The 11,621-nt window shown below is 50.6% G+C and carries 11 protein-coding genes; 10 read left to right on the top strand and 1 reads right to left on the bottom strand.

The genetic code is table 11. The features are described from left to right. Nucleotides 1-46: 46 nt before the first annotated feature. The 4 genes from AB7C91_RS09370 to AB7C91_RS09355 are packed head-to-tail and all read left to right on the top strand — an operon-like array spanning nt 47 to nt 3,764. Nucleotides 47-1,456 carry a hypothetical protein gene (locus AB7C91_RS09370; RefSeq protein ID WP_428590899.1) on the top strand — a complete coding sequence of 470 codons (1,410 nt, stop codon included), beginning with the start codon at nt 47-49 and terminating at the stop codon, nt 1,454-1,456. A 42-nt stretch (nt 1,457-1,498) separates the two neighbouring features. Beyond that, nucleotides 1,499-2,611 carry an SPASM domain-containing protein gene (locus tag AB7C91_RS09365; protein WP_428590896.1) on the top strand — a complete coding sequence of 371 codons (1,113 nt, stop codon included), beginning with the start codon at nt 1,499-1,501 and terminating at the stop codon, nt 2,609-2,611. Continuing rightward, nucleotides 2,608-3,213, top strand: a complete 606-nt coding sequence (locus AB7C91_RS09360; protein ID WP_332445921.1) for a chromate transporter — start codon at nt 2,608-2,610, stop codon at nt 3,211-3,213. The genes AB7C91_RS09365 and AB7C91_RS09360 overlap by 4 nt, the downstream gene beginning before the upstream one ends. Then, nucleotides 3,210-3,764 carry a chromate transporter gene (locus tag AB7C91_RS09355; protein WP_332445922.1) on the top strand — a complete coding sequence of 185 codons (555 nt, stop codon included), beginning with the start codon at nt 3,210-3,212 and terminating at the stop codon, nt 3,762-3,764. The genes AB7C91_RS09360 and AB7C91_RS09355 overlap by 4 nt, the downstream gene beginning before the upstream one ends. Nucleotides 3,765-3,783: 19 nt before the next feature. Here AB7C91_RS09355 and AB7C91_RS09350 read toward each other — a convergent pair whose 3' ends face one another. After that, nucleotides 3,784-4,155: an iron chaperone gene (locus tag AB7C91_RS09350; RefSeq protein ID WP_428590892.1), complete on the bottom strand. Its 372-nt coding sequence runs from the start codon at nt 4,153-4,155 to the stop codon at nt 3,784-3,786. A gap of 123 nt (nt 4,156-4,278) precedes the next feature. On the opposite strand from AB7C91_RS09350, the gene AB7C91_RS09345 reads away from it, so the two are divergent. The 6 genes from AB7C91_RS09345 to AB7C91_RS09320 all read left to right on the top strand — a co-directional run bounded on the left by AB7C91_RS09345 (nt 4,279) and on the right by AB7C91_RS09320 (nt 11,553). Next, entirely contained in the window at nt 4,279-5,688 is a 1,410-nt protein-coding gene (locus AB7C91_RS09345; RefSeq protein ID WP_428590885.1) for a sensor histidine kinase, read from the top strand. Further along, complete coding sequence (locus tag AB7C91_RS09340) at nt 5,685-7,157, top strand: response regulator transcription factor (protein WP_428590882.1); 1,473 nt, start codon at nt 5,685-5,687, stop codon at nt 7,155-7,157. The genes AB7C91_RS09345 and AB7C91_RS09340 overlap by 4 nt, the downstream gene beginning before the upstream one ends. Nucleotides 7,158-7,247: 90 nt before the next feature. Further along, nucleotides 7,248-8,258: a TRAP transporter substrate-binding protein gene (locus AB7C91_RS09335; RefSeq protein ID WP_332445926.1), complete on the top strand. Its 1,011-nt coding sequence runs from the start codon at nt 7,248-7,250 to the stop codon at nt 8,256-8,258. Between the two features lie 57 nt (nt 8,259-8,315). Next, nucleotides 8,316-8,810: a TRAP transporter small permease gene (locus tag AB7C91_RS09330; RefSeq protein ID WP_332445927.1), complete on the top strand. Its 495-nt coding sequence runs from the start codon at nt 8,316-8,318 to the stop codon at nt 8,808-8,810. After that, the gene (locus AB7C91_RS09325; protein WP_428590878.1) at nt 8,807-10,093 is read left to right on the top strand and encodes a TRAP transporter large permease; all 1,287 of its coding nucleotides are present in this window, start codon (nt 8,807-8,809) and stop codon (nt 10,091-10,093) included. Before AB7C91_RS09330 ends, AB7C91_RS09325 begins: the two co-directional genes overlap by 4 nt. Nucleotides 10,094-10,101: 8 nt before the next feature. After that, the gene (locus AB7C91_RS09320; protein ID WP_428590875.1) at nt 10,102-11,553 is read left to right on the top strand and encodes a sulfatase-like hydrolase/transferase; all 1,452 of its coding nucleotides are present in this window, start codon (nt 10,102-10,104) and stop codon (nt 11,551-11,553) included. The last annotated feature ends 68 nt before the right edge of the window (nt 11,554-11,621 follow it).

The following is an 11,621-nucleotide window of genomic DNA, read 5'->3' as shown; positions in this document are numbered from 1 at the left end:
TATACAGCCTCGTTGTATGGATTGATCAAGAGAGAAGGACCTTGCCATGAAACGAATTGCCTGTGCTTTTCTGTTCGGGGTTTCCGTTTTCCTGATGCTCATCGGATGCGTGTCGGCCATGGAGGAAATGCCGGCCGAAAAGCCCGGTCTGGCGGTGGTTGCCTCTCCCCAGCGGTATACGTTATATCCTCTGGTGCCCCGGTTCGGGGATGTGGTGGGTCTGACGAATGCCACCGGATATACACTCACCAGTTTCGACTTGTTCAATGCGACGATGTTGGAAGCACAACCGGATACGGAGAATCTGCTGACTTCGGAACTGGAGGATGGTCAGTCGGTTCTGATCGCCTTGTCCGGACACCCGACGCTGAAGCAGCAGCTGTTGCAAGAAAGCGCGGAGGTTTTTGTCTACAATGCCTACGATTGGGAGGGTGACCTGTATTGGGGATCATTCGACCCGGAAAAGGATGCATGGAACATCGTATTGACGTTGGATCAGTTGGACCAGGAGGCTTCGCTTGAGGACATCCCTTCCTTCGGGCCTACGATTGTGGTGGCCAACCATACCGACGCTGTGTTGCAGAGCCTGTATATCGGGCATGTGCCGCCGCAGCAGATGGATGGATCGCAGACCAATCTTTTGGGCACGCAGAGTTTGGATGCCAATAAGGAAGCCCGTATTGCGGTGGCCGATTTGCCCGAACTTGCCGAGGACCTTGTCTTCGATGCTTATGCTACGCTGTATGTGACCGCCTTTGACCGTGAAGGCAACCGCTATATGAAACTATGGCATCCGACTACTGACCGTTGGGCCGTCGCCCTGGATTATGAAGCTCTGTCCTATCCTGGTGAAGGGCAGTATCCGCTCACCATCGCCAATGAGACGGGACGAACGCTTTGGTACTTGTATGCACTTTCCGAAGCAGCATATCAGGCTGGTTCGTATGCAGGTGATCTGCTTGGGTTGGATTTGCTTGGGGAAGGGGAGGAGACTACCGTCGATCTCGCCAACCTGGAGGATCTGGCGCAGGCACTGCGTGGGGATGCCGATGAAGCGGTGCATATTGTGGGATTGGACAGCGACGGGGCAACCTATCATCGGCTGTATCGACCTAGAGAAGGCACTACCTATCTGGTATTGGGCAGTGAGGATCTGGTGGGAGTACCACAGGAGGGGGGTCCCACTCTGCTGGTACGCAATGAAACCGGCGAGGATCTTTGGTTTCTGTATGTGAGCAGTGTGGAGCTGACTGAGCCGGAGCAGGGGGGCAAGGACATGCTGGGTGATGCCATCTGGGAGAACGGTACCTTGTTTTCCTTCTCCCTTCCCCCGATTGAAAGTGAAACGGTCATGTATCTGTATGCATATGATTTGTACGATACGGTGTACCACAAGACATGGAAACTCAGCGATGGGTGGGATGTAACGTTTAGAGAGGAGGATGTGTCGTTCTGAGGTGTCTTGCCTAGAATTTGATTACACGCTATACACAGATACATGGGAATAAGAAGAAACCAGCTGACGATGATGATCAAACCTGCTTCGGCGGCTTGCAATCTTGCTTGTGATTATTGTTTCTACCTTGATGAAGCCCACAGTCGGGAGCATGCAGTATTTCCCATCATGGAAGACGATGTGGTGCAGGCCGTCATCAAGAAGAGTCTTGATGAGGCGAAGCATTGCCAGTTCGTATTCCAGGGAGGAGAGCCGTCCTTGGCCGGCCTTGGTTATTTCAAGCGGTTTGTCCAGCTGGTGCAGGAGTATCGGAAGGAAGATTCGACGGTCAGCTATGCATTCCAGACCAATGGTCTGCGTTTGGATGCCGAGTGGGCCCGGTTCTTCAAGGAACACGATGTGCTGGTCGGCTTGTCCTTCGACGGCAGTCCCCGTCTGCATGATCTGCATCGCTTCGATTCCCAAAGACGGGGCAGCGGCAGGTCGGTCGCTTCCGCGCTTTCCCTATTACAGCAGGAAGGGGTGCAATTCAATGTGCTTTCGGTGGTTACCGATGCTTTGGCCCAAAATATCAGGCAAGCCTATACATACCTGGTCAACCATGGGGTCTTTTACCACCAATACATCGCTTGTATGGATCCGTTGCAGGGTGGCAAACAGTTTCTGTCCGCCCAGGTGTACGGTCGGTTCCTAAAGGAATTGTTCGACCTGTGGTTTTCTTCCTTCCAGACGGGTCGACCGGTTTCGATCCGGTTTTTCGATAATTTGGTAGGCATGCTTGCCGGGTATCCTCCGGAAAGCTGTGATATGGGCGGTGTGTGTTCTGCAAATTATGTGGTGGAGAGCAGCGGGGATGTCTACCCCTGTGATTTCTACTGTCTTGATGACCAGCATCTGGGCAATATCGTCGTCGATCCGTTTGCCCGGCTTGACCAAAAGCGGACCGAACTTCGGTTCATCGAGGATTCCCCCAACAGGATTGATGAGTGCGCATCCTGCCCTTGGCGTTTTTTGTGCCGTGGTGGGTGCAAACGTTACCGCACGCAGGAAGGATATCGTTTCTGTACTTCGATGCAGGAGTTTTTCCCCTATGCCATCGAGCGGCTGCAGTTGGTGGCTGGACAGGTATCGGGGCCGAAGGAGAAAAGTGTATGAAAAGTGAACTGATCAGGGAAGAGCATAAGAAACCGACGATCAATCTTCGGTTCTATCTCTCTCTGTTTTGGACGACGTTCACCCTCAGTTTGTTCACATTTGGTGGTGGCTTTGTCATCATCAGTCTGATGCGCAAGAAGATGGTGGTACAGCTTGGCTGGATCAACGACGAGGAGATGTTGGATTTTGTCACCATCGCCCAATCCTCGCCCGGGCCGATTGCGGTGAACGGGTCGTTGATGGTCGGCTATCATTTGGCGAAAACCCCCGGTGCCTTGGTCGCTGCCTTGGGGACGGTGCTTCCTCCGATGATCGTACTTACCTTGGTCAGCCTCGGGTATTCGGCGGTACAGGACAATGTCTGGATAGCCGCGGCATTCCACGGGATGCGTGCAGTGGTGGCAGCCATCGTACTGCAGGTGACCTGGGCGTTGTTCAAGCCGTTTCTGGAAAAGAAGCAATTAATCTCCATCGGTTTGTTTCTGGCCAGTTTCATTGCCCTGTATGTGTTGAAGCTGAACATTATGTTGGTGATGGTCAGCATGATTCTCCTCTCGGTTGTCCAGAGCATTTATGCACTGCGTAAGGAGAAGAACCTATGATGGTGTTGTTATGGCAGCTTTTTATTGCATTCTTCCAAGTCGGTGTGTTCAGCATTGGAGGCGGGTATGCAGCCATGCCGCTCATCCAGGCGCAGGCGGTTGTGCATCATGGATGGTTGACCCCCATTGAGTTCGCCAATCTGGTTACCATCGCCGAGATGACTCCCGGTCCGATTGCCATCAATTCCGCTACATTCGTAGGGATGCAGGTTGCCGGAGTTCCCGGGGTGATCGTGGCTACCTTCGGCAATGTGCTTCCTTCGGTCATCATCATGCTGATCCTGGCCAAATTATATGAGAAATACAGTAAACAGACGTTGATGAAGCGCATTCTGGAAGGCGTGCGTCCGGTGGTGGTGGCAGCCATCTTCACGGCGGGCCTTTCCTTGCTGCAGCTTGCACTGGGGCAGTTGACCCAACCCGATCTATTCGCCGTGGTGGTTTTCATCCTTGCCTTTATTGCCTTGAACAACAAGAAATTTCCCATCGGCCCGATCGCCTTGCTTGCTCTGGGGGCGGTGGTGGGCATCGGGTATGCTGCTATTGTGTGAATAGGCGATTCAACAGTCCCTATTTTCTCCAAAAGGTGGTGCAGTCGGCTTTGTCAGCCATGTTGAAACGGATGATTTCCTCCAACAAGGCATAGTTGACCGGCTGTTCCCATTTGATGCGTATGAACTTAACGCTGTGTTCATACCCTGCAGCAATGACTTTCTCCGAGAATTGGCGGATGCCTTCCCCCTCGGGTGCAATGGCGAAGTGTTTCTGGGCGGCACTGAAACCGAGGATGAACGTGCCGTGGTCGGTGAACATCGGCTGGCCCCAGGCAAACCGGGGTTTGAGGTTGCTGAACGTATGCAGTACCCATTCCAGGACGATTCTCAGTTGTTTGCTGTGCTCAGCATTCGGTATTGATGCAAGATACGTTTCAAATTCTTCCATGAATGTATCTCCTTTCCCATATCTTACTGAAATGATGGGTTGTGTTCCAGTACAGGGCCATCCTTCTGTTTGCTGTGATTGACGCCGGTCGTATGCGCTTGTATAGTGGCTGCATTGCCTACTATGAAAAGTATACGTAACCTAGTTGTACTGAGCTTCAGCATCCTCCTTGTCTTTTTGACACTGAGCCTTTCCGTCTTCTTTCTTCTGGGTACGCTGCAGGATCGTGCCCATCAGGCATTTCTTGAGAAGAACGAGGCAATGCTTATGTTGTCACGGACTGTTTCGCATATGAATGTTCTCTCCAGTACGATGCTTCGCGCTTCTTCAGCCGAATTGGTAGCAGACTATCAGAAGGCGATGCTGGAGCTTGAACAGGAAATTTCCACGGTTCGCTCAATCCCGGAAGTCGACGGTGAATTGAAAGAGGTATTACGGCGTTTGTCCAATTTCAATGAATACCAATACGAGTTGGTCAAGGATGCCAGCGTAAGTGCCTATGATAAATTCACGTATATACGGGACAGTGTGATCCAACACCAGATGGCGGTGGAAGAACTCGTTTTGGAATTGTATACCCGAACCTCCAATACCTTTGCCTCCTATGAAAAACGCTTGAGTACCATTGAATATTCCTTTTGGATACTACTGGTCACCAGTTTGGTGTTCATGATTTTCTCTGCAATCCGTGCTGCGAAGCGGATATTGCTTCAGATGCAGCAGATTCAGTCGGCTGCTCACCGCCTCGCTGCAAATGATTGGTCGACACCCGATATACCAGGCTCTGGTTTTCTGGAGTTTGACGAACTGGCCGTCAGCATGAACCGGATGAAACGTGAAATCCTGCAGTATTTGCAACAACTTGAGCAACAGGCTTTGAAAGAAAAGGAACTGGGTGACAAACTGCTGGAAGCCGAACAACAGGAGAAATATCTCATCCAAGCGCAGTTGGCGAACCTGCGTGCTCAAATCAATCCGCACTTCCTGTTCAATGCATTGGATATCATCGGGAAAGTTGCATTTCTCAATGATCCCGAGTTGGCGATGGAGTTGATCGAAGCGGTCTCCAAGATACTACGCTATTCCTTGGATGCCACAGATGTTCTGGTTCCTCTGGCTGATGAGCTCTCGGTGATCAAGCAATACCTGCTTTTGCAACAGGTCCGCTTCGGAGAGCGTGTGACGATCGAATATGTGATAGAAACGCTGGCCGAACAAGCCCGGATGCCGGCGATGATCCTGCAGCCGCTCATCGAGAATTGCTTCAAACATGGAATGAAGACCAAGACAGACCTCCATATACGGATCGAAGCGGCGTTGGTTGGTTCCGATCTTTCATTGATCATAGAGGATTCCGGTGAGGGATTCGATCCTGCTGTACTGCCGAATGCAACATCCCATATCGGTCTGCAGAATGTCTCGACCCGATTGCACCTCCGCTACAAACGGGAAGGGTTGTTCTCCATTGAGAGTGAAAAGCATTCCCATACAATCGTCAGGTTGACTATTCCCCAAGGGGAGGAAATCGCATGAACATGCTCATTGTAGAGGATGAGTTGATCGAGCAGCAGGCCTTGACCAAGATCCTTAGGCGGTTGTATCCCGGTACAACCCTTGTCTTGGCGTATGCGGTCGATGGCGTGCAGGCGGTGAAAACCGCCAAAACATTCAAACCTGAGATCATCCTATTGGATATCCAACTTCCCCTTTGCGATGGGCTTGAGGTTGCCCGAAAGATCCGTCTGTTCGACGAGGAGGTGGAGATTGTGATGATCACCGCCTACAGCAAGTTTGAATATGCACAGCAGGCGGTGAAAAACAATACCTATGACTACATCATCAAACCGTACTCCATCAAAACCATCAAAACGTTGATGGAAGGATTGTTCGATCGTGTGGAATCGAAGCGACAGAAGGCCAGAAAACTGGAGGAAAACGGGAAGTTGAAGGTGGCGCTCCAACAGGAATTCCTTCAGAAACTCTATCTTGGAGCCTTGCTTTCCAAACAGAACATACAGGATTATGTAGGACTCTTGGGGCTCGAGCATACCCATTTCGTACTGGGTATGTTTGTTCGGAAACAGGGAGACGGCGCCCTGTTCTTTCACTATATCGAGGAATTGGAACGAACCTACGAGGTGTGGCATATCCATTCGGAATTTCAGACACTGCACCTCGTGTTGTTCCTCAGCAGCCAGGAAGCACACCTGCGTAAGTATATGACGGTGCTCGGCCAAAAGCGATTGGATGGAACATTTGTCTCGGGGGCCCCTACCGGTGCATGGTATCAGTTGCCATCCTTGTATAAGGATTTGCTGACAAGCGTTTCACAGGCGTTGCCGCAGGAGATATCCAGCGAAGGGATATCCCAAGGCATGGCCCAAGCTGTGCTGGCAAAGGATGAATCGAGTTTCCTGGATCTTGCCCATACACTTCCCTCAATTCCTGCCTTCCAGACGATGCCCGAGCTGGTGTTGCGGAGGAATTTACTTGTAATCTGCATGCGCATCATTCAGCAAATCTACAGCGTAGGGGATGTCCAGGCTTCCAGTCTGTATCAGGAGGTGGGTTATCCCATCCTCCAGGAGGAACAAGGGACGTTGCAGCAAGCGTGGCATGAGTTCTTTACGTTCCTGAAATTCCTCTATTCCTTTGTCCAGGAAAATATAGCCACCCGGAATGAGCGATTGCTTTCACAAGTGAAGCATCGGATCAACGAATCGTATGCACAGTCGCTCTCCTTGGAAGTGCTTGCATCTGAGGTAAGCCTGAGTCCGAGTTATCTTTCAAGAATTTTCAAGACGATCGAAGGAGTCAATTTGAAGGATTATATTCTCCATGTTCGGCTTGACAAGGCAAAGCAAGGGCTGTTTTTGGGAAAAACCGTGGAGGAGGTTAGCTCAGAATCGGGTTTTTCCGATCCCGCATATTTCACCAAATGCTTCAAACGTGTCACAGGCCGTACACCCCGGGAATTTTTGCAGGAAAAGCGGGGAGAATGACAAGAATTTTCTGGTTCTGGACAATTTCTTCCCTCACCGACTTTTTTGTCATCCCTCTACCATGAGTGCATCATACATAGGAGTGTGTATATGAAAAAAATCGTATTGACCTGTATGCTTGCCGTTCTCATGGTCACTTCCGTTTTTGCCAACGGACAAGGTGAATCGAAGTCTGCGGAACCCCAAAAGATGATATTGAAAGTCGGTTTGAACAATCCGATCACCCATCCTTTGGACCAGGGTATCGTAAAATTCGGTGAGATTCTCAAGGAAAAGTCCAATGGACGGTTTGAACTGCAGATTTTCCCTGGTGGACAGTTGGGAAAACCCGCTGTACATCTGCAATCATTGCAGAGTGGTGTCCTGGATATGACCATGATCATGCCGGCAACCCTTGCCGACTATGGTGCAGAGGATCTGAAGGTATTCACCTTCCCGTACCTGTTCGACAGCGTCGAACATGCCAGAGCGTTCCAAAAAACGGAAGCCGGACAGAAATTGTTTGACAGCATCCAGTCCTCAGGCACCAGAATGGTAGCGATCGGGTCATACCAAGAGTCTGCACGCCATTACTTCTTCACCAAGAAGAAGGTCACCAAGGTTTCTGACATGAAGGGGCTGAAGATCCGTGCCAATGAAGGTGCCATTGCACTGGAGAATATGGCAGCGCTTGGCTGCAATCCGGTTTCCATAGCATTCACCGAGTTGTACAGCGCGCTTCAAACCGGAATCGTGGATGGGGCTGAGCAGCCGCTTTCCGGGTTCTACAACAACCAGTTCCAGGAAGTCGCCAAATACATGGTACTCGATGGGCATGAACTGAGTCCGAACATCGTTCTGTTCTCCGAGATTACCTGGAACAAGCTGTCTGCAGCTGACCAGAAATTGATCAAGGATGCATTTGCAGAATCGGTTCCATATTTCAATGAACTATCCGACTCCCAGGATTCCGTGTTGATGGAAAAGATTCTGAATTCCGGTGTGGAGGTCTACAAGCCGGAGAATCCTGCGGAATGGAGAGCTGCTGTACAGAGTGTATACGACAAGTACGGTGCAAAATATGCTTCCATCATCGAGCAGATCAGGAACACCACGTATTAAGTTGCAGGAGGCCAGGCAGCTTCGGCTGTCTGGCTATCCATATGCGGGAGTAATAGGATGTCTAGCCTTTCCTTGAATACCGGGTTACAGCGGCTTTCCCGGTGGTTGTATGCAGTGTTGGAGTTCTTGGCAAAAGTCATTTTCGTGCTCATGGTGGTTTCCGTCACCATCGCGGTCATTGGACGGTTTGTCTTCAAGAAATCACCCAGTTGGACGGAGGAAATTGGAATTCTGAGCCTTGTCTGGCTCTGTTTCCTTACTGCTGCAATGGGTATCCGCGATGGCTCGCACATGCGGATGACCATCATAGAATACCTGTTCAGTGCACGAGTGTGTTTGTTTCTGCACAAGGCTGCCTATGTGCTGTTGATCCTCCTGTATCTCTTGTTCATCGCTGTGGGATATGAGGCGATCATCATGATGGCGCGTTCGGTACTTCCTGCCACTCATTTACCCCTTCCCGTCATGTACGGTTCCGTTTTTGTATCCGGAATTCTGGGACTGGTACTGGCCTTGGCCAAACTATTCGATACGGAGAGTTGGAAATCATGAATACACAAGCGATTCTCCTTTTGCTCGGCTCCTTTGCCGTACTGATTGTCGGTGGCATGCATATCGCCTATGCCATGATTGCAGCTTCGGTTGTGACCATTCTGTTTTTGCATATTTCGCTGATTGCCTTGGTCACCACTTTGATCGACGGGATCAACGGGTTCACCTTCCTTGCAATTCCCTTTTTTGTACTTGCAGGCGAGATCATGGCCCAGGGGGGTATCTCGGATCGCTTGATCAAGCTTTCCAACGCCCTGGTCGGATGGATGCGTGGCGGGCTTGCCATGGTCAACATTGTTGCCAGCGTGTTTTTCGGGGGTATCAGCGGAAGTGCTACTGCGGATACCGCCAGCCTCGGATCAATCCTGATCCCTATGATGAAGAAAAACGGCTATGACGGGGAGTTTTCCACGGCAGTAACCATGGCCAGTTCAATCGAAGGTTTATTGATTCCCCCCAGCCATAATATGATCATCTATGCAATGGCTGCCGGAGGGTTGTCGATAGGCAAGCTATTCATGGGTGGCCTGATCCCCGGCCTTGTATTGGCCTTGGCTCTCATGATTTTCTCGTTTTTCCTTTCACGGAAGCGCAATTATCCGAAAGGTGATGCCTTTGCAATCAAGAATGTCCTCGTTTCCCTGAAGGATTCCATTTGGGCACTTATGACCATCCTGATTGTTGTCCTAGGAGTGGTCACCGGAATATTCACCGCAACCGAGTCGGCAGCCATTGCTACGCTTTGGGCTTTCGTCGTGACGTTTTTTGTCTATCGGGAGATTCCCCTCAAGGCATTCGGAGGAATCCTGAGGAATGCGCTTCGGGTCCTCTCCAACATCCTGATCCTCATTGCGGCGGCCGGGACCTTTGGATTCGTGGTTGCCTATCTACAGATTCCGACGTTCATTTCCCATGCAATTCTCGGACTCACCACGAACAAGGTGGTCATCCTGCTTCTGGTCAATCTGATTCTGTTGTTGTTGGGAATGATTATGGGCATGGCTTCCATCATCGTCATTATGACTCCCATCCTGTTGCCGATTGTAACGCAGCTTGGTGTGGACCCAATCCAATTCGGAGCGATCATGATTCTCAACTGTGGCATCGGCCTGATCACTCCGCCGGTGGGTGGTGTGTTGTTTGTCGGAAGTGGTCTTTCGGGGATAAAGATCGAACGTTTGGTCAAGGAGATGTTGCCGTTCTATGTGGTTATGGTTCTGGTGCTTCTGTTGATCACCTTTATTCCCCAGATCACCTTGTTCATTCCGAACTTGATCAACTAGGAGAACGTATGAACCGAAAGAATGTATTGTTCATCTGTACAGACCACTGGCCGGCTGCGTTGTTGGGTTGTCATGGCAATGAAACCATCATGACGCCGACGCTGGATTCACTGGCTCGGGATGGTATCGATTTCCAGCAATGTTACAGCACCTGTCCGGTATGCATCCCGGCTCGAAGGTCGTTGATGACCGGTGTCTTTCCCAAGACCCATGGAGACAGGGTGTATAGCGATACAATGGAAATGCCCAATCTTCCAACGCTTGCCCAGTCGTTCAAGGCCGCCGGATATCAGACGATGGGGGTGGGGAAACTTCATGTGTACCCACAACGAAACCGCATTGGTTTCGATGATGTGATCCTCGTCGAGGAGGGAAGATACGAATTCGGGACGGTGGATGACTATCAGATCTGGTTGGGGGAGAAAGGGTATGTAGGTGAGGAATTCAACCATTGCATGGGAAGCAATACCTACTACACGCGGCCTTGGCATCTGGATGAACAAGCTCATCCCTCGGTATGGGCGACCCAGATGATGGCGAAGCAGATCAAGCGTAAGGATCCCACCAGACCCGGCTTCTTCTATATTTCCTATCAGTTCCCCCATCCTCCTTTAGTTCCGCTGCAATCGTATTTGGATATGTATGATCAAGAGGAATTTGACACTCCCCCTGCGGGATCTTGGGTGAATGACCAGGCTTTGTTCCAGGCATTGGGAGAGCAAGCAGCTCACTATGATGAGCGGGACATCAAGCGGGCATTACGGGCTTTTTATGCCCAATGTACGTTGATCGATCATCAGATTCGGTATTTGATCGGTACGCTTCGCGAATGCAATCTGCTTGATGATACCATCATCGTGTTCACCAGTGATCATGGGGATATGTTGTTCAACCATGGGATGGTGGCCAAACGTCTCTTCTACGAACAGTCGACCCATATTCCCTTGATTCTTTCCGGAAGGCTCCTTGAGGACAGACGAGGGGAGAAGAATTCGGATCTGGTCTGTCTGGAGGATTTGATGCCTACGCTTCTCGATCTGTGCGGTATCCCCATCCCTGAATCTGTGGAGGGGCTGAACATCTGTACCAAGCAGAAACGAGAATACCTGTACGGCGAATGCGGAGAGGGGGAGAAAGCGACTCGGATGATCAGATGGGAATCCTATAAGCTCATTTACTATCCGTGGGGCAATACCAGTCAGCTGTTTGACCTTTCCAATGATCCGAAGGAATTGCAGGATCTTGCGCAAGATCCTCTGCATCGAGAAGTGCTGCAGCGTATGCAGCGCATGCTCATCGACAATCTGTATGGATCTGATCTTCGATGGTTGGAACAGGGTGTATTGGCCGGTATACCCGAAAGGGTTTTCGTGGAAAAACCCCAATATGGATTGTACAACCAACGGGGTCTGCATTGGCCAGCTCCCAGTGGATATGCAAATATCGGTAAGAATGTGTGACAGGATTGCTGCTTCTTCAGGTATGTGGAGATGCAGCATACTGGTATAGCTTTTGTTGTTCCAAGCTC

It is taken from the genome of Sphaerochaeta sp., from assembly GCF_050256055.1.
Lineage (GTDB): Bacteria > Spirochaetota > Spirochaetia > Sphaerochaetales > Sphaerochaetaceae > Sphaerochaeta.
This window is presented reverse-complemented; position numbering and strand designations above follow the sequence as displayed.

Excerpts from the sequence above, each read along its gene's own strand:
- AB7C91_RS09320 (WP_428590875.1), top strand. The coding sequence starts at position 10,102 with ATGAACCGAAAGAATGTATTGTTCATCTGTACAGACCACTGGCCGGCT.
- AB7C91_RS09345 (WP_428590885.1), top strand. The coding sequence starts at position 4,279 with ATGAAAAGTATACGTAACCTAGTTGTACTGAGCTTCAGCATCCTCCTT.
- AB7C91_RS09365 (WP_428590896.1), top strand. The coding sequence starts at position 1,499 with ATGGGAATAAGAAGAAACCAGCTGACGATGATGATCAAACCTGCTTCG.
- AB7C91_RS09340 (WP_428590882.1), top strand. The coding sequence starts at position 5,685 with ATGAACATGCTCATTGTAGAGGATGAGTTGATCGAGCAGCAGGCCTTG.
- AB7C91_RS09360 (WP_332445921.1), top strand. The coding sequence starts at position 2,608 with ATGAAAAGTGAACTGATCAGGGAAGAGCATAAGAAACCGACGATCAAT.
- AB7C91_RS09330 (WP_332445927.1), top strand. The coding sequence starts at position 8,316 with ATGTCTAGCCTTTCCTTGAATACCGGGTTACAGCGGCTTTCCCGGTGG.
- AB7C91_RS09325 (WP_428590878.1), top strand. The coding sequence starts at position 8,807 with ATGAATACACAAGCGATTCTCCTTTTGCTCGGCTCCTTTGCCGTACTG.
- AB7C91_RS09350 (WP_428590892.1), bottom strand. The coding sequence starts at position 4,155 with ATGGAAGAATTTGAAACGTATCTTGCATCAATACCGAATGCTGAGCAC.
- AB7C91_RS09355 (WP_332445922.1), top strand. The coding sequence starts at position 3,210 with ATGATGGTGTTGTTATGGCAGCTTTTTATTGCATTCTTCCAAGTCGGT.
- AB7C91_RS09370 (WP_428590899.1), top strand. The coding sequence starts at position 47 with ATGAAACGAATTGCCTGTGCTTTTCTGTTCGGGGTTTCCGTTTTCCTG.
- AB7C91_RS09335 (WP_332445926.1), top strand. The coding sequence starts at position 7,248 with ATGAAAAAAATCGTATTGACCTGTATGCTTGCCGTTCTCATGGTCACT.